The 22,867-nt window shown below is 33.5% G+C and carries 15 protein-coding genes; all 15 read right to left on the bottom strand.

What is annotated here, in order from left to right; all coding sequences use genetic code 11:
* Nucleotides 1–4 precede the first annotated feature (4 nt).
* The gene (locus tag WC644_08520) at nt 5–742 is read right to left on the bottom strand and encodes an FtsQ-type POTRA domain-containing protein (GenBank protein ID MFA5011986.1); all 738 of its coding nucleotides are present in this window, start codon (nt 740–742) and stop codon (nt 5–7) included.
* Nucleotides 739–2,094: a UDP-N-acetylmuramate--L-alanine ligase gene (gene murC, locus WC644_08515; GenBank protein MFA5011985.1), complete on the bottom strand. Its 1,356-nt coding sequence runs from the start codon at nt 2,092–2,094 to the stop codon at nt 739–741. Before murC ends, WC644_08520 begins: the two co-directional genes overlap by 4 nt.
* 20 nt (nt 2,095–2,114) lie before the next feature.
* Nucleotides 2,115–2,579 (bottom strand): hypothetical protein, encoded by a 465-nt coding sequence (locus tag WC644_08510; GenBank protein MFA5011984.1) that lies wholly within the window; start codon nt 2,577–2,579, stop codon nt 2,115–2,117.
* The gene (gene murG / locus WC644_08505) at nt 2,576–3,661 is read right to left on the bottom strand and encodes an undecaprenyldiphospho-muramoylpentapeptide beta-N-acetylglucosaminyltransferase (GenBank protein ID MFA5011983.1); all 1,086 of its coding nucleotides are present in this window, start codon (nt 3,659–3,661) and stop codon (nt 2,576–2,578) included. Before murG ends, WC644_08510 begins: the two co-directional genes overlap by 4 nt.
* Nucleotides 3,658–4,785 (bottom strand): putative peptidoglycan glycosyltransferase FtsW, encoded by a 1,128-nt coding sequence (locus WC644_08500; protein ID MFA5011982.1) that lies wholly within the window; start codon nt 4,783–4,785, stop codon nt 3,658–3,660. The genes murG and WC644_08500 overlap by 4 nt, the downstream gene beginning before the upstream one ends.
* Entirely contained in the window at nt 4,782–6,152 is a 1,371-nt protein-coding gene (murD, locus tag WC644_08495) for a UDP-N-acetylmuramoyl-L-alanine--D-glutamate ligase (protein ID MFA5011981.1), read from the bottom strand. The genes WC644_08500 and murD overlap by 4 nt, the downstream gene beginning before the upstream one ends.
* Nucleotides 6,152–7,261, bottom strand: coding sequence for a phospho-N-acetylmuramoyl-pentapeptide-transferase (gene mraY / locus WC644_08490; protein ID MFA5011980.1), 1,110 nt, complete (start codon nt 7,259–7,261; stop codon nt 6,152–6,154). The genes murD and mraY overlap by 1 nt, the downstream gene beginning before the upstream one ends.
* Nucleotides 7,261–8,658 (bottom strand): UDP-N-acetylmuramoyl-tripeptide--D-alanyl-D-alanine ligase, encoded by a 1,398-nt coding sequence (gene murF / locus WC644_08485; GenBank protein MFA5011979.1) that lies wholly within the window; start codon nt 8,656–8,658, stop codon nt 7,261–7,263. The genes mraY and murF overlap by 1 nt, the downstream gene beginning before the upstream one ends.
* Entirely contained in the window at nt 8,655–10,136 is a 1,482-nt protein-coding gene (locus tag WC644_08480) for a UDP-N-acetylmuramoyl-L-alanyl-D-glutamate--2,6-diaminopimelate ligase (protein MFA5011978.1), read from the bottom strand. Before WC644_08480 ends, murF begins: the two co-directional genes overlap by 4 nt.
* A complete protein-coding gene (locus tag WC644_08475) occupies nt 10,136–12,292 on the bottom strand; it encodes a penicillin-binding transpeptidase domain-containing protein (protein MFA5011977.1) in 2,157 nt (718 codons plus the stop codon). Before WC644_08475 ends, WC644_08480 begins: the two co-directional genes overlap by 1 nt.
* Entirely contained in the window at nt 12,289–12,597 is a 309-nt protein-coding gene (locus tag WC644_08470; GenBank protein ID MFA5011976.1) for a hypothetical protein, read from the bottom strand. The genes WC644_08475 and WC644_08470 overlap by 4 nt, the downstream gene beginning before the upstream one ends.
* A complete protein-coding gene (rsmH, locus tag WC644_08465; GenBank protein MFA5011975.1) occupies nt 12,594–13,496 on the bottom strand; it encodes a 16S rRNA (cytosine(1402)-N(4))-methyltransferase RsmH in 903 nt (300 codons plus the stop codon). The genes WC644_08470 and rsmH overlap by 4 nt, the downstream gene beginning before the upstream one ends.
* 20 nt (nt 13,497–13,516) lie before the next feature.
* The gene (gene mraZ / locus WC644_08460) at nt 13,517–13,975 is read right to left on the bottom strand and encodes a division/cell wall cluster transcriptional repressor MraZ (protein MFA5011974.1); all 459 of its coding nucleotides are present in this window, start codon (nt 13,973–13,975) and stop codon (nt 13,517–13,519) included.
* A gap of 683 nt (nt 13,976–14,658) precedes the next feature.
* Nucleotides 14,659–18,915, bottom strand: a complete 4,257-nt coding sequence (gene rpoC, locus WC644_08455; GenBank protein ID MFA5011973.1) for a DNA-directed RNA polymerase subunit beta' — start codon at nt 18,913–18,915, stop codon at nt 14,659–14,661.
* Nucleotides 18,916–18,951: 36 nt separating this feature from the next.
* On the bottom strand, nt 18,952–22,788 hold the full coding sequence (gene rpoB, locus WC644_08450; protein ID MFA5011972.1) for a DNA-directed RNA polymerase subunit beta: 3,837 nt from the start codon (nt 22,786–22,788) through the stop codon (nt 18,952–18,954).
* Between the last annotated feature and the right edge of the window lie 79 nt (nt 22,789–22,867).

Here is a 22,867-nt window from a genome sequence, read left to right as displayed (position 1 = left end):
TTGTTTAGTTTATTTTTGCAATTATCTGATTAGAAAATCTCATATCAACATATTCACAATTCAAGTTTCTTAAAGTTATTTCCGAATCCATAAATCTTTTAAAAAGCTCCAGCTTAGGTTTGTAATATTCGTTCGTGTTCTTATCAACTCTTTTAAAATAAAATGATGTTAATTTATCGTTTGTTTTTACGACTATCTTAGAACTGTCCTTCATATTCACTTCAGATATAAGATTCTGTATGTATTTTCCCTTTTCATAAGCCGCTTTAAGAAAATTCATTGCTGCATTTATATCGGTTTTATTTTTCCTGTCATCAGTCCCAAGTCCGTTTATTATTGGCAAATCAAATGCTTTATCGTAATTCTTTATTGGAAATATTTCTTGTTCTTCATCTATTAAATATATTTCATTGCTTTTAATAACAATAGCAATTGGTTTTTTCTCAATTACCTCAATAATAAGTTCAGAAGGAGGCTCCTTGCTCACAACTACTTTCTTTATCTCCGGATGTTTTGCAACTCTGTCTCGTATGAACATTTCATTTAATTCATCAAGGTTTATTGTTGAATCCACCTTCAATCCTGCTGCCGTCAGTATTTCACTCTCGCTGATGGTTATGTTTCCTTTTATCGTAATCTTGCTTATATAAATTTTATTTCTCCAGTTATTAGCAAGAATGATGATTAATAATGTAATTGCTGATAAAGCAGCAATAAATAATATTATTCTGCCTTTACTCATTTGACCGTAATCTTTTTTATGAATTCATCACAGTAATTCGATATTGTTCCTGCTCCCTGAAATACAACCCTGTCGTTTCTCTTTAAAGATTTTTTCAGATGTCTGAAAAGAGCAATCTTATTCTCAAACAGATAACTTTCACATCCTTTTATTTCTAATATTCTTAAAATCAGTCTCGAGTTCACGCCCTTTATTGTTTTTTCTCTCGCTGGATATATCGGTAAAAGATAAACCACATCGGCAATATTCAATGATTCAGCAAATTCCTTGTAGAACATATTTGTTCGTGTAAATGTATGCGGTTGAAACACTACTAATATTCTTCCCCCATCATTATCCTTTAAAGCTTGTAATGTTGCTTTTATTTCTGAAGGATGATGTGCATAGTCATCAAAGATCTTGTACTGTCTGCTGCTCTTCAATTCAAGCCTTCTTTTTACACCTTTAAAATTGCTTATGCTTTTAAAAATACCTTTTGTATCATCGCATACAACGCTGGATACTTTTATTGCTGCTAATGCATTATAAACATTGTGCTCTCCAAGCACCTTTAGATTAATCTTCTTGTTTTTATAAGTGAATTCTGTTTTAAAATTGTTGTTCCTTACCTTCGTAACTAATCCCGTAGATTTTATTCCAAATTTCAAAACGTTCTTCTTCTTGCTCGATTTGAATAGACTTCTTATATTTCTGTCATCCCAGTTAATTACAAATGTGCCATTAGATTTTATTTTAAGTACAAAATTAGCAAATGATTTTAATAATGCATCTTCATTCCTGTATATGTCAACATGATCCAATTCAATATTATTAATAATTATCACATTAGGATTTAAAGTTAAAAAACTTCTATCATACTCATCTGCTTCTACTATTGCAAATCCACTTTCACCTTTCCTGTATGAAGCACCACCCAAAACATCTAAATTCCCGCCCACAAATACAGTCGGATCAAATCCGGTATCTATAAGTATTTTTGCAATCATTGATGTCGTTGTTGTCTTTCCGTGAGTCCCGGATACAGCTATAAGGTACTTGCTGTTTACTATATCGCCCAGTAATGCCGCTCTTTTTATAGTCTTTATTTCATTAATTTTTGCCTTCCTATATTCTGGATTATCTTTTTTTAAAGCAGATGTATAAACAACTAAATCAGTCTTATTATTTATATTACCCGCTTTATGAACATAATAAATCTTTGCTCCTTTTTTTACTAATCTGTCCGTAATAAATGTCTTAGCTATGTCACTTCCTGTCACTTTATATCCCTTTTCTATTAGATATTCAGCCAGCCCGCACATACCTATTCCACCAATACCAATGAAGTGTATTTGTTTTACTTTCTTTTTCAAATATTTATACTTATAGGGCATTATGAATGCTTAATAAGTTTATAAAACTCTTCATAAAGTTTCTTTTCATCGTTGAACTCACTTAATCTTATTCTTAATAATTTCTTTCTATTCACTAATTTTATTCTGACTCTTTTTACACTGCTTTTTCCTGCTTTGTATTTTCTTCTTTCTCTTGAGAATTTTACATAGACAATATCTTTATAAAATATTTCCCTCTTTCCGAACCTGTTTTTTATTTCAAATCTAATGTCATAAAAGTGTAATTCCTTAGATTTTATTACACTTATCAGATATGCAAGAAATGTATAAACAACAAAAAATGCAGTAATGTATAGTATTGGATCATGCAGAACTATTGTAAACTCTTTTGCAATAATAGTACCTCTTAACATCGCATAAGCAATCAGGAAAGAAAAGTATATTACTAGAAGCTTATAATAATAATCTAATCTTGCTTTAAATATTTTTACTTGCTCTGTCATTTTAGTATACTTTTAATTTCTTTGTAAATTTTTGAAGGTGATTCAGTATCGTATATTTTTGATATGTTATTACTCAGCATTCTCAGCTTATCCTCATCAAACAACAAAGATTTGATTTTCTCAATCAATGTTTCCCTTATTTCATCCTCTCTTATCATTACCGCCGAACTCCTTTCAACTAATGACTTTGCGTTTAGTTCTTGATGATTTTCCGCAGCGTATGGATATGGTATAAGTATTGCCGGTTTAGAAGTAAGACTAAGCTCCATTATACTGCTTATTCCGGCCCTGCAAATCACTAAATCTGATGCTGCATAGGCTTTATCCATATCATTTATAAATCCATATATTTTAATCCTATCACTTATATTTTTAAACTTATTTGAAATTCTTTCATAATTGGCTTTTCCGGTCTGCCATATAATATTTATACTTTCGTTAGATAACTTTTCTATTTTCGATTCCAACACTTCATTAATGGCTTTTGCACCCTGACTACCTCCAAAAACAAAAATTGTTTTATACCTATTTGTTATTTCGAAGAATTTCAATGCATCTTCTTTATTTATTGATTTTATTTTATTCCTAACGGGATAGGATATTTGTACAACATTGTCTTTCCTTTTTAGATAATCCCTTGTTTCTTCAAAATTCACTATAACTTTATTTACTTTTGGTGCAAGATATTTTATTACTTTACCTGGATACGAGTTACCTTCTTGAATAATACTGGGAACACCAAGATTTACGGCTGACGACACAACCGGACCTGTTACGTATCCGCCCGTTCCAATAACTACATCAGGTTTAAAGTCTTTAATTATTTTCTTGCACTTTCTTAATGAAGTATAATATCTCAGTATAAAATTAATATTCTTAAGCATATTCTTTCTATTAAGCCCGACTACTTCAATTAGTGCTATCTCATAATTATTCTCCGGTACTATTACTTCCTCCATCTTACCTTTTGCACCGATAAACTTGATACATGAATCTGATTCTCTATTCTTTAACTCGTCTGCAATCGCCAATGCCGGGAATATATGTCCACCTGTTCCCCCTCCTGTCATTATAACTCTCATATTCTTACCTCATTCATCTGAACTGAGTTAATATTTCTATCACGAAATGAAGATATATTCACTAAGACACCCGCCGCTATCGAATTAAATATCAAAGCAGTACCGCCAAAACTGACAAACGGTATAGGGACTCCTGTTGTAGGAAATATTCCGCTTGCAACTGACATGTTTACAACCGCATAAAGTAATATTATTGTAGTAATTCCAAATGCAAGATACTTTCCAAATGGATCTGTTACTTCTTTTGAGGTCTTGTATCCTCTTATAAGAAATAACATGAAAAGTAACACAACAAATAATGTACCGATGAAACCATATTCTTCACCCATAATGGCAAAAATAAAATCTCCGTATGACTCTGGAAGAAAAAACTCTTTCTGAACAGAGTTGCCCATACCTACTCCAAGCAATCCCCCATTTCCAAGTCCTATTATTGCCTGATTTAACTGATGTTGGGCTGTCCCTTTTGAACTGAATTCTGCGAAGTTCTCAATACGGGCAAGCATGTAAGATTTTGATAGCACAAACAATATAGCAAACGGTATTAACGATACTATTGTAACTGCTATATGTTTGAACTTTATTTTTGATGTAAGCATTAGCAGAATGGATGACATGAAAACAATTACCGAAGTAGAAAAATTTGGCTGGATTGCAATTAGACCGCATATCAACAAAACATAAAAAACTATTGGTAAATAACCTCTGTACAAATTACCTAAATATGTCTCCTTCTTTACTAGCAATGATGAGATGTGTAATATCAATGCATATTTGGCTATATCTGATGGTTGAATACTTAACGGACCTATGTACAACCATCTGTTAACATTATTTACTGATGAAGTAGTAAAAAGAACAATAATCAATAATATAATTGCACCAATAACCACAAACTTACTAGTATCTTGATATATCCTGTAATCTATTTTGACTGCAAAGAAGAATAAAACAAGCGATATTAAAACTTTGAACAAATGTGATTTTAATAAATAACTCGAGTCTGCGAATTTCGTAGAAGCATAATCAGAACTTGCACTATAAACAAGTGCTATACTGAAAAAAATCAGTAATAAAACCGGTATCAGGATGTATATATCTATTTTATAATTAACCTTTTTCATTTCAATGTACTCACTATACTTTTAAAAACTTCGCCTCTGTGTTCAAAATTATTGAACATATCAAAACTCTTATAACCAGGGGAGAAAAGTACATAATCCCCTCTCACAGAATTATTCTTTGCAAATTTGACCGCCTCTTCTAAAGTATCAAAATTATTTACGGTTTTAATATCCTTGTAGTGGTCGCTAATAGAAGAACAACTTTGACCTATTGCACAAATAAACTTAACCCTGTCTTTTATCAAGGCATCTACTGTCTCAAAATTTTCAGCTCCTTTTTTGCCTCCCATTATTAGTATAATATTTTTATCAAAACTCTCGAGTGCTACATAAAGTGAATCATAATTCGTTGCTTTCGAATCATTGTAATATCGTACTCCGTCAATTTCCCTCACGAATTCGATTCTGTGCTCCACTCCCTTAAAATTCCTAAGTACTTTCTTAATCACATCATTATTCACATTAAATTTCTTAACAGCAAGTATCGCTGCCATCGAGTTCATAATATTATGAGTCCCTCTTAATAAAATTTCATCCTTTCTTATTATGTTATTTATTGATTCCTCCATATATTTTATTTCACTATCCTCCAGAAAACATTTCACCGCAATTTTATCATTAATAATTTTATCCTTACTAAAAGCACCCATAGTAGATTTTAAATTCTTTATCTCGTTTTTCAGAATACTATCGTCATAATTAATAATTGTAAGGTCATCAGCACTTTGATTTCTACAAATTTTAAATTTAGCATTAACATAATTTTCAAAACTAAGATGCCAGTCTATATGATCCGGAGTTATGTTAAGTATCATCGCAACTCTTGGTTTAAAGTCTACCGTATATTCGAGTTGGAAACTACTCACTTCTATCACAACTACTGAATCGGAGCTAAGTTTCGGTATAATTTCTGAAAATGCCAGCCCTACATTACCGCAAATATATACATCATATCCCGCTTCTCTGAGTATTGCTCCGGTTAATTCTGTGGTTGTGGTTTTTCCGTTTGTACCTGTTATAGCAATTGTCGGTACTTCACAAAAATAGGACGAAACTTCAACCTCACTTAATATTTTAATATTCTTTTTTACAGCTTTCTTTAATACATCTGAATTTGGTGAAATTCCAGGGCTTACTACAAAAATTTCTGAATCATAGATTTTATCACTATTTCGACCTATTTCGTAATCTATAGAATAATTTTGGAAAACCTTTTCATCAAAGTACATAAGTTTTTCTTTTGGAGAAGAATCGCTCACAAAAACCGCAGCTTTATTTCTCGTAAGTAGTTTTGCTATACCAATACCACTTCGGCCTGCTCCTAAAACCGTAATCTTCTTATTTATTATATCATTTTTAATATTCATTACCTGATTTTAAATGTTGCTAAAGTCATCACTGCTAAAAGCACAGCAATTATATAGAACCTCAATACTATCTTTGGCTCGGGTATCCCCTTCATTTCGTAATGATGATGTAATGGTGCCATAAGAAATATTCGTTTTCCCTCGCCATATTTTTTCCTTGTATATTTAAAATAATATCTTTGCATTAGAACCGATACTGTCTCGGCAAAAAAAATTCCCCCAAGAAGTGGTAAAAGAAATTCTTTCTTAACAAGAATGCTCAGCATCCCTATTGCTCCTCCTAATGCTAACGATCCAGTGTCACCCATAAATATCTGTGCAGGGTAAGAATTGTACCACAAAAATCCTATTGCTGCCCCTGCAAACGCTGTACAAAAAACAACAAGCTCTCCGTTTCCTCTTAAGTATATGATGTTCAGGTATTTTGATAATTCTATATTTCCGGATATATACGCAATTATACCTAATGTAAAAAACACGATTCCGACTGTGCCTGTTGCAAGTCCATCTAATCCGTCAGTAAGATTTACCGCATTAGAGGTCGCTGTTATTATGAATATTATTATGGGGACGTATAAATATGCAAAATCAAATTCGTAATTCTTTAAAAATGGAATTGTAGTGATTGTGTTTATTCCTTCAAACTGAGGTGCAAAATATATTACTAAACCAACAATTAATCCGACAAATACCTGCCCTGCAAGCTTGTATTTTGCTACAAGTCCTTTTTTATACTTCTTCACTACTTTCAAATAATCATCTAAAAATCCAACCATCCCGAGGATTATGGTAGTAAACAGCACGAGTAAAATGTAGATATTCCGTAAGTCTCCCCATAACAAAACAGGTATCAAACCGGACATAAGTATTATCAATCCGCCCATTGTAGGGGTACCGGCTTTTGACCAGTGAAATTTCGGTCCGTCTTCCTTCTTTGCTTCTCCAATCTGCTTTTTCTTCAGTAACTTTAATACTTTGGGACCTACATAGAACGTTAGAAGTAATGCGGTAATGGCAGCTAATGCAGACCTGAATGTCAGATATTTAAAAATATTGAAACCTGGTGGACTAAAATGCGATTCTAAATATTCTGCTAATAGATATAACATTATTTGTTTATGATTTTAGTTTTAAATACCTTGCTAACAACTTCTTCCATGTTCATTCCCCTTGAGCCCTTAAAATATACAATATCATCCTTTGCTGTATTGAGTTTTACAAATTCAATTAAATCCTCCTTAGTCTCAAAATAAAAATTGTTTCTCATTCCTTTGCAGCCCTTAAATGTATGATATGACATTTTTCCGTATGTATACACAAAATCAAATTTATATCGATTGATTAATTTCCCTATTTCATAATGTTCATTTATCGAATTGCTTCCCATTTCAAGCATATCTGAAATCACAATATGTTTCTTTCCTTTTGTAAAAAATTCTTTAACCGTCTCCAGCCCCAGTTTTACTGAACATGGATTGCTGTTATACGTATCATTAATTACTTTTATTCCGGAACACTCAAAATACTCCATTCTTTTCTGGCTTATACTTTCTAAATTGTTGAGTGTAATCGAAATATGTTTTGGGTCAACTCCAAAGTATAGTCCCACCGCTATTGCAGCTAAACCATTAAAAAATGAGTGTTTACCGAATGTATTTACTCGAACATTATATTTTTTCCCTTTGTATTCATATTTAATTAGCGGACTAAATTTTTTGTCATAACCTAAATTATTTCCTTTTACATCCGAAGAGTATTTGTAAGAATATGTAAACGCATTGTAATTGTGTGTCTCCTTATAATTTTTTATTAGTGCATCATCTAAATTATAGAAGCATACAGAACCGTTATTACCGACATAATCGAATAGAGTAAATTCTTCCTTGGCGACTCCCTTTATATTCTTAAAAAATTCAAGATGTTCTTTACCAATGTTTGTTATTAATCCAAAATCTGGTTCAGCAATCTTACATAAATAATTAAGCTCCTTAAAATGATTGCTGCCAAGTTCTACAACACAAAAGTTATGTGTATCCTGTATCCTTAATAAGGTCAATGGTAAACCGATATGGTTATTAAAATTTCCCTCGGTTTTCAGTACTTCAAATTTACTCGATAAGACACTGCTTATAATATCTTTTGTCGTTGTTTTACCGTTGCTTCCCGCTACACCAAGTATTGGGATACCCATCCTGCTCTTGTGATAATGAGCTAACTCTCCTAAGGCAATTGTAGTATCTTTAACTACATAGAATACACTATTTGTGTATTCCTTCTTGTTTTTGCTATACCACTTATTGTTTACAAAAATTAATCCTGCTTTTCTTTTTATTACATCATCTATATATTTGTGTCCGTCATTCTTCTCACCTTTTATCGCAAAAAATATCTCACCCTTTTTAACGTCTAAAGAATTAATACTTACTCTTTTATACTTCTTGTTATAAGTATTCTTATAGTTCTTTAAACTGCCTTTTACTTTCAATATGTCATCTATTAATATCATATTTCCGCTGCACCTATATTTTGAATTATTATTTCCTGATCATCAAAATGACTTTTTACTCCGTTTATCTCTTGATAAGTTTCGTGTCCTTTCCCGCATACAAGGATGATATCACCTTTTTTTGACATACCGAGACCTTTTTTTATTGCTTTTTCTCTGTTTACTTCTACCAGAAAATTGTTTTTTCCTGTGATTCCGGTTAATATATCTTTTACAATATCTTCGGGATTTTCCGTACGTGGATTGTCAGAGGTAACTATAATTAAATCCGATAAATCCGCTGCTATCTTACCCATAATAGGTCTTTTTGTTTTATCTCTGTCTCCTCCGCACCCAAAAATTGTAATAATTCTTCCTTTCGAAAATCCTGCATTCCTTATCTCAACAGCTGCTTCAATAGCATTCTTTAATGAATCCGAAGTGTGGGAATAATCTACTATTGCACAGGCACCATTTGGAAGCATTGTACGGTTAAATCTGCCTTTTGCAGCTTGAAAAGTTTTTACAGAACTAAGAATTGTCTCAATTGGTATTTGTTTTTCCAAACCAAACAGTATTCCTGCCAGTAGATTATAGATGTTGAATCTGCCGGTAAGAGTCGATTCAACTAAATAGGTTTTTCCGTTATGTTTTATGCTGAATTCAAGCCCATCTAAATTGATTTTAAGATTGTGGGCTTGCAAATCAGAATCTTCGTTAATTGAATATAGTCTCTTCAATCCTTGACAATCTTCCAGTATCCTTATACCATATTTATCATCTGAGTTTGATATTGCCGGATTTCCATTCTTAAGATTATCAAAAAGTATCTTTTTAGCTTCAAAATAATTTTGCATGTTAATGTGTAAATCCATATGTTCACTCGTAAGATTAGTGAATATTGCAGTATCGAATTCAATATTATGTACTCTGTAATTCGTTAAAGCAATTGAAGATACCTCCATAATGCAATAATCCATTTTGTTTTCAGCCATTTCAGCGAGCATTTTATTCAATTCAATAGAATCTGGAGTTGTTAACCTTGCTGTTTCCGTTTTCGTATCCCCTGTTATATAACTTATAGTACCAAGCAGCCCGCATTTATAACCTGCTTTTTCTAAAATACTTTTTATAATGTATGATATAGTAGTCTTTCCGTTAGTACCTGTAATTCCTATTACTTTAACTTTCTTCGATGGATTACCATAGTATGCACTGCTCATCTCTGCCATTGCTATTCTTATCTTATCGACAAATATAATATTTTCAATCCCATCATATTCTTTTCTGTAATCTGATTCTGCTATAATAAATTCAGCTCCATTACTCACCGCCTGTTCAACAAATTGCCTGCCATTTGCTTTGCTTCCCTTAATCGAAAAGAAGATATACCCTTTTTGTACATTTCTTGAATCAAGACTTAGACCCTGAACTTCAAAATCTTTTATTGATTCAGATTTTCTTAAACCATTAATATTTAATAACTCACTTAATAACATCAGTTTTTCTCTTTGCAAAATAAAATTACTTTATTATTTGAAGCAACTTTCGTTCCTGTTTTTGGATATACATCAACAACTTCTCCACTTCCATCTACATCAATGATAAATCCTGCAGATACAAGTTTATTAATTGCTTTTCTAAGACTCATGTTCTTCACATCTGGTATAATAAAACTTGCTTCATTTAAATTATTCTTTTCTGATATAAATAACTTCACTACGGTTCCATCATGATATACACTGCCGTATGAAGGCTCTTGATTATAGACAACTTGCTCGTCAGACACACTTTTGCTTAATTCCTTATTCACAATAAATTCAATATTTCTTTCTTTAAGTATTTCTTGGGCATCTTTGATTCTCATATTCACGAGATTAGGTATTATCTTTGTATTTCCTGCAGCTTCTATGTTATTGTTTTGCATATTATTACTGACCATGTATTCATCTTTATATCCGTTTGATTTTCCAACATAATCAATCAATCTTGATGCAATTCTTTGAAATACCGGCGCTGCTACTTTTCCGCCATAATACCCATTCTTTGGTTCATCTATTATTACTGTTATAATAATTTCCGGGTTATCAGCCGGAAAATAACCTACAAAAGATGAAATGTGTGAACTGCTTGAATATTCACCATCAACCAATTTTTGTGTTGTGCCTGTCTTGCCCGCAATCGAGATTCTTTCTATCTTTGCATCAACTCCAGTTCCTCTTTCGACTACTCCTTTTAGTAGTCGGGTTAATTCCTTCGCTGTTTCAACGGATACTACTTGCCTTACTGGAGACGGCATGCCTTCCTGTAAAATCCTGCCGTCTGGACTAACAATCTTTTTTAAGATATATGGTTTCATCAGCATGCCGTTATTTGCTATAGCTGAATAAGCCATCGTTAACTGAAGTGCGTTTATCGCTACCTGATAACCTATTGACATGTATTCAAGAGAACCGTTTGTAAAATCTATTGGTCTCTTTAAATATCCTCTATTCTCACCGTTTAATTCGATACCGGTATATATACCAAATCCAAAATCTCTTGCATACTTAAAGAATCTTTCTGCACCGAGTTTCTGTGACATTTTAACAAATCCTATATTACTTGATTTTTCCACCGCCTCCTGAAAAGTCAGAGATGATGCTGAGTAAGAATCAACTATCTCCATACCGTAGACATTATAACGCCCACTTTCTGTATTTATAACACTGTTTGCATTACTCAACTTCTCTTCTATCGTTGCTGCCGCTGTTATTAATTTGAAAGTTGAACCCGGTTCATATATGTCTGAGATTACTGAATTTTTCATCCCTGCAGTATCTTCCCTCTTTATATTATTTGGATCAAAAGTTGGATATGTACACATACCCAATATTTCACCTGTTTTTATCGATACTATAACTGCTTTTCCTTTCGCCGCATTATATGAACTTATTCCACTTGCAAGTTCCTCTTCTGCAATTTGTTGAATGTTTTTATCAATCGTTAAAACAACGTTTGCACCCGATTCCGGTTCTTTTTGAATATAATTAATATCCTGTCTCTTATTCCCTCTTCCGTCTTTTCTTGATATCATATATCCATCTTTTCCGGTCATGTCTTTATTGAATGAAAGTTCTATTCCGCTCACTCCCTTGTTGTCTAAATCATTATATCCTATTATTTGTGATGCGGTTTGCCCCATATTGTAGTACCTTGAAGGATCTTTAAACACTTCGAAACCTTCTATTCTTACAGTATCGAGTCCCTTTAAATCATTCACCGCAGCTTTTCTCTCAATATAAAATGATGATTCGTTCTTGTTTAATAATTTTTCTAAATATTCTTGCTTTGTTTTTCCAAATACTCCTGAAAGTAATGTTGCAACAGTGTCAGGATTTTTCAACTTGTAAGGATCTACAATAACCGATACTTTATAAATATTTGAGACAAATGGATTCATATTCCTGTCAAATATTATACCTCTTAAAGGAGATATGATTTCCCTCGTCTGTGACTGTTTCTTTGCTATTATTGAGTATTTTTCAGAATCAACAATTTGCAGCGTAATAAGCCTTCCAATAACAATAAATAACATTAATAAAATTACTGCTAAAGTAAAATTAATTCTTTTTCTGAATCTGGCTGCGTCCTTATTTAAGTTTAAATATTTCAATCCTCTTTGCTCTGATTTCTAAAGTATCTGTCATTAACAAACGATTGTTCATTTACTTTAAGCCCAATTCTGTCTTCCGCTAATTTTCGTATTCTGTCAAAAGAACTCAACTTCTCAATTTCTATTTTTAGTGTGTTATTTATTTCTGTAGCTAAACTCAGCTCTTCTTTAACCGAACTAACATCTTGTATTAAATTATTTACTGAAATAATAGTATTAATCAGAATTACCGAGAGTGAAGATATAATCAGAAATGAGATTATTAGCATAAATATTGATATTTTCTTTTCTTTGTTTTGTCTCATTTCAAGACTACCTCAGCTGCTCTTAATTTTGCGCTTCGCGCACGACTATTATTTTTTACTTCGTTATATTCTGGCTTAATTACCTTTTTAGTTAGAATTTTAATCTCTCTGTCATCTCGCTTTTGATTCCTGAAAAAATTTTTAACGATTCTGTCCTCTAAAGAATGATATGAAACAACAACTATCCTGCCGCCGTCTTGCATCATATCTAATGCATCTTCAAGCACTTTTGATAAATCACTCAGTTCATTATTTACTTCGATTCTCAATGCTTGAAAAATCTTTGAGAAAAATTTAACAGGTATATCCTTTTTCATTTCATATTCTCTCTGCACTATCTTGACAAATTCTGTTGTAGCTGTTATACGATTTTTCCTTCTGCCTTCAACGATTGCCTTCGAAAGTCTTTTTGCATTCTTTATTTCTCCGTACGTTTCGAATATATTAGTCAGTTCTCTCTCGCTGTATTCGTTGACTATTTCTGAAGCAGTTTTCTCGGACTCTTTGTCGGCTCGCATATCCAGAGGGGTGTCTTTTAAAAAACTGAATCCATCCTCGCTGTTAAGTTGATATGTTGATAATCCTAAATCTAAAACCAATCCGGTTATTGAATTAAGATTAAGTTCAGTCGCAATACCTCGTACATTTGCAAAATTATCATTCAGTATATACAAATTTTTGTTTGTGTTCTTGAATCTTGCCTTTGAGTATTCAAGTGCATTTAAATCTTTGTCTATACTTATTACTTTCCCTTTGTCTGAAATTATATTCAGAATGGATTCAGTATAACCGCCGCCTCCTAAAGTCCCGTCTACAATAATTTCTTCTTTGATAAGAGGATTTATCAAATAATATATTGCTGTGTCCATAAGGACCGGTGTATGGTAAACCGAAATCAAAGAAATATGTAATTTAAATATTAATTATTGCTTTTATTTAAAAACTTCTCAGCTACCTTTTGAGCAACACTTTCAAATGTTTCCGGACTTCTATTATCAAGTTCTAACTTCAGTTCCGGATTCCATATTTCAATGTTCTGTAACATTCCAAGGAGAAGCACATCTTTTTTGATATGAGCAAACTCGATTAGTTGGGAGGGCAGTAAAAATCTGTTGTGAGAGTCCAAATCACATTCATGTACATACATCATGAATTGTCGCATAAAACTTCTCTCTTCTTCATCGAAGACGTTATATTTCATTAGACCTATTTTTACCCTTTCCCATTCATCAAGTGGATATAACATAAGACAGCCGTTTAGTCCTCTGGTAAGAACAATTTTATTATTCGATTCTGGAGACATTTTACTTCTGAACTTCGTAGGAAGTACAATCCTCGATTTCGAATCTAATACGACTATTGAATGTCCTTGAAACAATATTATGACTTTATTTTAAATTAAATTGGGAATTAAAGCCACTTTATCCCACTTTATCCCACTACAAAAATACATAAATTATATTTAAAGTCAAACAGATTTCTTTGAAATTTATAGAATTATTTTTTAATAAGAAGATTATTGATGATAAGCAGTTATATTTTTCTCCTAATATACAAAGGTACCCCTTTTTGATTCGCTATCAAAATTCCTTCCTGATAAACAATATTTATTGAGAATTTTGGAAATAGCGCATAATTAAAGAAAACTTCAAAATTTTGTTCCCTGCATTCTCAAAAAGTCGCTTTTTTATGTATGCCTGCGATATGTCTGCGATATGCCTGCGATATGCCTGCGATATAGATATATCCTATTCGAATACCCAAAATATACTACTTTCTCTTTCGGATTATCCTTAAGTATATAATATATCATATAATTAAAGTGGTAAGGTGTATATTCGCAAAGGAATGTGTCGATAAACCAAATCAATTCGAACTTTCAATAATTTATATAGCTATACCATTTATGTCTTTAATAAAATTGGTGTTTGAAACGAAAAGGAAGGATATTTATTTTTAAGATAAACATTGAAAGGGAAACGGTACTCTTAATTCTAATAGTTTTATTGAAAAACAAAAAGGGCTGTTCCCAGCCCCTTTTTATTCATATTCAAAATACTTTTATATCTCGTATTCTTTTTTGACTTTTTCTTTTTCTTCAACAACATCACTAAATTCTTCCATTGAGTGCTTATCAATATGCGAAACAATTAATTCTTTATATTTCCTTAAACCTGTACCGGCTGGAATTATCTGACCGATAATAACGTTTTCTTTTAGTCCAAGTAAATAATCGACCTTGCCTTTAATTGCTGCATCAGTCAGAACTCTTGTAGTCTCCTGGAATGAAGCTGCTGAAATGAAGCTGTCAGTAGATAACGATGTCTGTGTTATTCCCAACAATACCGCATCAGCCGTCGCAGGAACTGCATCTCTCGTTTTAATACCTGTTTTATTCTTTTTCTTTAACAATGAATTTAGTTCTTTAACAGCTTTTTTCGGCAAAAGCTCACCTATGGAAACCGCATCACTGTCACCCTTATCGGTTACAACCACCATTCCACGAATTCTTTCATTTCCTTCAGCAAAAGTATTCTTATGTATAACGTCGCCTTCAAGGAATGTTGTATCACCGGAGCTTGTAACTTTAACCTTTTGAAGCATTTGCCTTACAATAACCTCAATGTGTTTATCATTTATTTTTACGCCCTGTATTCTGTAAACCTCCTGAATTTCGTTAACAAGATATTCCTGAACTTCAGAAACACCTTTAATCTTCAAAATATCAACTGGGTCAAAAGCACCGCCGGTTAACGGTTCACCTGCAGATACATAATCACCACTTCTTACAAGAATATGCTTTGAAACAGGTATTCTGTAATCAATTTTCTTTGATCCATCCTGGCTTGATAACAGGACTTCTCTGCTTCCTCTTGATATCTTACCGATTTCAACTTTACCGTCAATCTCTGCAATCTTTGCAGGGTCGGCAGGACTTCTTGCTTCAAACAATTCTGTAACTCTGGGTAAACCGCCTGTAATATCTCGAGTCTTACCTGAATCTCTTGGAATTTTAGCAATTATAGTTCCTGCTTTTATTTCCTCACCATCAGCAAATGAAAGGTTTGCTTTTGCAGGAATAAGATACGAACTCAAAACTTTACCCTTATTACTCACAATCTGTAATGTAGGACTCTTTGTTTTGTCTTTACTTTCTATAACTGTTTTTTGAAGATTGCCTAAATCGTCAACTACCAACTCATACTGCTTGCCTTCTTCAAGGTCTTGATACTTAAGTGTTCCGTTATGTTCAGCAACAATTACAGAATTATAAGGATCCCACTCATAAAGTTTCTGATCTTTAGTTACTTTTTCGTTATGTTTTACTTTTAATTTTGAACCGTAAGGAACCTGATATTTAGTTAAAATATTCTTCTTGTCGTCTACAATATTTATAACACCATTCCTACTTAATGAAATATGCTGAACATCAGCAGGTGTTATGTATTCGACAATCTTGAAATTTTCAAATACTACCTTTCCTTCAAACTTTGAAGTAATTTCTGATTGTGTTACAATTTTACTTGCTGTACCGCCAATGTGGAATGTTCTAAGTGTTAGCTGAGTTCCCGGTTCGCCGATAGACTGTGCAGCAATAATACCGACAGCTTCACCTACATTCACCATTTTGCTTGTTGATAAATCCCTGCCGTAACATTTAGTGCAGACACCCCGTTTTGATTCACAGGTTAAAACTGAACGAATTTCAACACCCGTGATAGGTAACTCAGAAATAATTTTCACTTTATCTTCATCGATCTCATCACCCGTTTTTACTATTATTTCCTTTGTCAAAGGATTTATAACATCATGAGTTGTAACTCTTCCAAGAATTCTTTCAGTAAGTGGTTCCTTTATATCTTCACCCTCTTTAAGTGCTTCAGTATATACTCCTCTTATAGTACCACAATCTTTCTCAGTGATTATTACGTCTTGAGCAACATCGACAAGTCTTCTTGTAAGATAACCTGCGTCAGCAGTTTTTAATGCTGTATCCGCAAGACCTTTTCTGGCACCATGCGTTGAAATAAAATATTCAAGTATTGACAAACCTTCTTTAAAATTCGCAATAATCGGATTTTCAATAATTTCTCCAGCCTGTCCTGTTAAAGATTTTTGCGGTTTCTGCATAAGACCTCTCATACCCGCAAGCTGGCTCACCTGCTCAGCTGAACCTCTTGCACCGGAATCAATCATCATGTGCAAAGAATTAAATCCTTTCTTAGATTTGCGAAGATTATCCATAAGGTCGTTCTTAACCTGGTCACGAACGTGAGTCCAGTTATCAATAACCTTATTATACCTCTCATTTTCGGAGATTATACCTTTATTCTTTTGTCTTTCAATTGAATCTACTTTAGCTAATGCTTCTTCAATTATTCTTTTCTTCGTACTCGGAACTTCAATATCATCAATATTTACGGATAAACCGCCTTCTGTAGCATACTTAAATCCAAGTTCTTTAAGTTTGTCTAAGAATATAGCAGTTTTTTGATTTCCTACTTTTCTATATATCATTCCGATTATCGAAATGATTTTCTTCTTTCTCAGAAGTTCATTAATAAAAGGAATTTCTTCAGGTACTATTTCATTAAAGATTACACGTCCTGCAGTAGTTTCTATTAATTCACCCTTAATTCTTATCTTTATCCTTGCATGTAAACCAACTACTTTATTGTTTACTGCAACCAATAATTCCTTTGGCGAAGAAAATAATTTTCCTTCTCCTTTATCTCCCTTAAGGTCTTTTGTCAGATAATAGCATCCAAGAACCAATTCCTGATTAGGAACAATAATCGGATTACCATTCTGAGGCGACAGAATATTATGAGTTGATAACATCAAGATTGTTGCCTCAAGCTGTGCATCATAAGATAAAGGAACGTGAACTGCCATCTGGTCACCGTCAAAATCAGCGTTAAATGCTGTACAGACGAAAGGATGAAGTGTAATTGCTTTTCCTTCGATAAGTACCGGTTGAAATGCTTGTATACTTAGCCTGTGTAACGTTGGTGCACGGTTTAGCAATACAGGATGTCCGTCTATTACGTTCTCAAGAATATCCCATACTTCAGGAGTTCTTTTATCTATCAGTTTTTTAGCACTTTTTACTGTTTTTACGTAATCCCTGTCAATAAGCCTTCTTATTACAAAAGGCTTAAATAATTCAAGAGCCATATCCTTTGGAATACCACACTGATGCAGCTTTAAATCCGGACCGACAACAATAACTGAACGACCTGAATAGTCAACTCTTTTACCTAACAAATTCTGACGGAATCTTCCTTGCTTGCCTTTCAGAATATCCGATAAAGATTTCAAAGCTCTGTTTTCTGCCCTTACCGCTGTGACTCTTCTCGAATTGTCGAGTAACGCATCAACAGCCTCTTGAAGCATTCTCTTTTCATTTCTCAGAATTACTTCCGGTGCTTTTATATCTATTAATCTTTTTAATCTGTTGTTTCTGATAATTACTCTTCTGTACAAATCATTCAAATCACTTGTTGCAAACCTGCCGCCTTCTAAAGGTACTAAAGGTCTCAATTCCGGAGGTATTACAGGAATAACATCAAATACCATCCACTCAGGTTTATTTGGTTTACCATCCGGTTTCAGCTTAAAAGATTCAAGTACTCTTAGCCTCTTTATATTTTCAGCTTTCTTCACAGCTGAAGGTTCATCCTGTAATTCAGCTCGGAGTCTTGATATTTCTTCATTGATAATAACTCTTCTTAACATCTCTTTAACAGCTTTGCCACCCTGGTCAACCAAAAACTTGTTTTTATCATCGTCATCCAGAAACTGATTATCCTCTGGCATCTTCGCTAATTCTTCTAAATAATCCTCTTCCGATATCAATTCATTCTTTTTGAACCTTGACTTACCAGGATTAATTACAACGTATGACTCATAATATATAATCTTCTCCAGATCTTTTGATGTAATACCTAACACGTATCCAATCTTGGATGGTAATGACCTGAAATACCAAATATGTACAACGGGTACACATAAAGAAATATGCCCCATCCTTTCTCGTCTGACATTTTTCATGTTAATCTCAACACCACATCTGTCACACACAATACCTTTGTATCTTATGCCTCTGTATTTACCGCAGTGACATTCCCAGTCTTTTACAGGACCGAAAATCTTTTCACAGAATAAACCGTCTTTGTCTGGTTTAAAAGTTCTGTAATTTATAGTCTCAGGCTTAGTAACTTCACCATAAGAATTTGATATTATTGTATCCGTAGAGGCAACGTTTATCGTTATTTTTGAAAAGCGTTTCCTCTTTTGTTCGGGTTTAATTGGCATATATTTAAATAAATTTAATTTCTTTTACTGTTTGAATTAATCAATATTAATATCTAGACCAAGTCCTTGTAATTCCTTCATTATGACGTTGAAAGCTTCTGGTATATTAGGTTCAGGAAGATTTTCACCCTTAATAATTGCTTCATACACCTTGCTTCTACCGATCACATCATCACTCTTAACTGTCAGCATTTCCCTCAAGATATGAGAAGCTCCGTATCCTTGCAATGCCCAGCACTCCATCTCTCCGAATCTTTGTCCACCAAACTGAGCTTTACCACCAAGAGGCTGCTGAGTAATCAGTGAATAAGGTCCGATCGAACGAGCATGAATCTTATCATCAACAAGGTGAGATAACTTTAACATATAAATATATCCTATAGTAACCTGCTGATCAAACTTAATGCCGGTCATTCCATCGTATAAATCAGAACGAGAATTATTGGGTAAACCTGATTGTTCTAACGACTTAATTATTTCTTCAACAGAAGCACCATCAAATATGGGTGTTGCAAATTTAACCCCATTTAGTTTTCCTACCCAGCCCAATGCAGTTTCGTACAACTGACCGAGGTTCATACGTGAAGGAACACCGAGAGGATTGAGAACTATATCTACAGGTCTGCCATCAGGCATAAATGGCATATCTTCGGGAGATACAATTTTGGCAACCACTCCTTTGTTTCCGTGTCTGCCAGCCATTTTATCACCAACCGATAATTTTCTTTTCTTTGCGACGTAAACTTTTGCAAGTTTAACAACACCATTAGGTAGTTCATCTCCCAAAGTTACTTTAACTTTAAGTCTTTTGTATTTTTCTTCTATCTCAACATACTTGTACTGATAATTCTTGAAAATATCTATTATCATTGAATTGGCTCTCTTGCTATTAGACCAATCACTTTCTGTGTCAAGATCTCTTAAATCAATGTTATCATTAATTAAAAGGTTTGTGAATGTTTCCCTCTTAAATGTATAGTTTCTTCTGATTATAATATTTCCTTTTGTATCTCTTATCCCTTCAGAATCTTTACCATCGAGTAATATACCAAGTTTTTCTGCAAGTTTTAAGTTAAGCTCTTTAATCTCTTTCTTTCTCTCAGATTCAAATTTATCAATTCTTTTCTTTTCTTCTCTTTTGCCTTCTGAATCCTTGGTTTTTCTGGAGAATAATTTTCTATTAATAACAATTCCCTTCAATCCCGGAGGAGCTTTTAAAGAAGCATCCTTAACATCACCTGCTTTATCTCCGAATATAGCCCTAAGAAGTTTTTCCTCGGGTGTAGGTTCAGTCTCACCTTTAGGAGTTACTTTACCTATAAGTATATCACCTTCTTTAACTTCTGCGCCAATTCTGACAATTCCGTTCTCATCAAGATCTTTTGTTGCTTCTTCACTAACGTTTGGAATTTCTTTTGTTAATTCTTCTTCACCTCTCTTTGTATCTCTTACTTCGAGACTGAATTCTTCAATATGAACCGAAGTGAATATATCTTTTGATACTACTTTTTCACTAATAACTATAGCGTCCTCAAAATTAAATCCTCTCCACGGCATGAATGCTACAAGAATATTCCTGCCAAGCGCTAATTCACCATTCTCGGTTGAGGAACCGTCAGCAAGAATATCACCTTTTTTAACTCTTTGACCTTCTCTAACAATAGGTCTCTGATTAATTGAAGTATCCTGATTAGTTCTCAAAAACTTAACAAGTTTATATTCTACTGTTCTCTTATCTTCAAAACTTAATAAACTTTCTTCCGAATCTTCTCTTATGTTATATTTAACAATAATCTTATCTGAGGAAATGTATTCGATTACACCATCTGCTTCAGCAACTATCATTGAGCGTGAATCACGTGCAACAATTTCCTCAAATCCTGTTCCTACTATAGGAGACTGAGGTCTTAATAAAGGTACTGCCTGACGCTGCATATTGCTTCCCATCAGTGCTCTGTTAGCATCGTCATGTTCCAAAAACGGTATTAACGCCGCAGCAGCACTTACAATCTGGTTTGTTGCAACATCCATATAGTCAACGTGCTTTCCTTCTTCTAACGGAAAATCACCTTTAAATCTTGATTTAACTTTCTTATTCAAGAAATTTCCTTTTGCGTCCAGAGGTTCATTAGCCTGTGCAATTTTGTAATCATCTTCTATATCCGCAGAAATAAATTCGATATCGGTAGATACTTTTCCGTCTTCAACTTTCCTGTAAGGTGTTTCAATGAAACCGAGTTCATTAACCCTCGAGTGAATACACAAAGAAGATATAAGACCAATATTTGGACCTTCAGGAGTTTCGATTGGACATAATCTTCCGTAATGTGTATAATGTACGTCTCTTACTTCGAAGCCGGCTCTTTCTCTTGAAAGACCACCCGGACCAAGAGCAGAGATTCTTCTCTTGTGAGTCATCTCTGATAATGGATTGGTCTGATCCATAAACTGTGAAAGCTGGCTTGTTCCGAAGAAGGAAGATAAAGCACTGGTAATAGGTCTTGAACTGACAAGCCTTAAAGGAGTTAAATTTTCTTCGTCATGAATACTCATTTTTTCTCTAATAGTTCTAATCATTCTCGAAAGACCGAGTCCGAACTGCTGAGATAACTGTTCATTAACGGTACGAACTCTACGATTTCCTAAATGGTCAATATCATCAACTTCTTTCCTCCCGTCAACAAGGTCCCTTATATATTCAATGATTTTCTTAATATCTTCTAATGTGAGAATGGTTGTATTCTCATCAATATTAAGTTCCAGTTTTCTGTTTATTTTATAACGTCCAACTTCGCCTAAATCATATTTTTTAGGATTAAAGAATTGCTTTTCGATATAACTTCTAGCACTTTCGCCTTCTGCTTCAGCAATGAGCTGAGCAGCTTTCTTTTCTTTTGCCGTCATCGGCTCAGCTGGTTTCTCTGCTAATTCTTCTTCTTCGTCTTCAATAATCGTATTAAATATTACCCTTTCACCGTCAGTACAATCAGCTTTAAGTAAATTAAGTGATTTCAGTTTCCCGTTTAAAATGGAGATTAAATGTTCCTCGGTTAGAATAGTACCGGTATCAATACCAAATTCTTCACCGGTTTCTTTATCAATTACAGGCTCAACAGTTATCCGGCCAACAAAGTCAAGATACGATCTGTCGTTAATCGTTACCTCTTCTATAAGATTGAACAATTCCATCATCTTAACCTTGTCGTTAATAGATAATGCTCTTAACAAAGTAGAGAAATAGAATTTTTTCTTTCTATCTACATACGCATAAAGAAGGTCATTTATATCTGTTGTAAATTCCACCCAAGAACCTTTATAAGGAATTACACGAGCTGAAAATAATTCTGTTCCGTTAGCGTGAGTAGATTCATTGAATACAACGCCCGGTGACCTGTGAAGCTGACTTACAATAACTCGTTCGGCACCGTTTATGATAAAACTGCCTCTCGGGGTCATGTAAGGTAACTGACCTAAGTACACATCCTGTTCGAGAACATAGTTGTATTCTTTTGCAGCTGAGTTAGGTTTTGTAGATAATCTTAATTTAACCTTAACAGGTACCGAATAAGTAAGTCCCTGTTCCTGACACTCTATTATAGTGTAAGGTGGTTTTTCAATAAAATATTCTACAAATTCTAATAATGCAGTTTCCCTTGAATCCGTTATTGGGAAATTGTCCTCAAATACTTTTTGAAGTCCAATAGCTTTTCTCTTGCTGATAGGAACATCTTCCTGTAAGAAATCCTTATAAGACTGCAGCTGCACGTTAAGGAGATCCGGTGGATCTTTATGAATGTCAGATTTTGAGAACGTTAATCTGTTGTTTTTTGCGTTGAGGGGTTTTAAGCCTGATAAAACACCTTTTAATTCCATTTATTTTTAAATTAGATTATTTGCGAATATAAATACAATAAAAAGTAATAATGTTTAAGGAAAATTTCTTTTCCTTAAA

The sequence above is a fragment of the Ignavibacteria bacterium genome (assembly GCA_041649015.1).
Classification (GTDB): Bacteria; Bacteroidota; Ignavibacteria; order Tepidaquicellales; family Tepidaquicellaceae; genus CAIKZJ01.
This window is presented reverse-complemented; position numbering and strand designations above follow the sequence as displayed.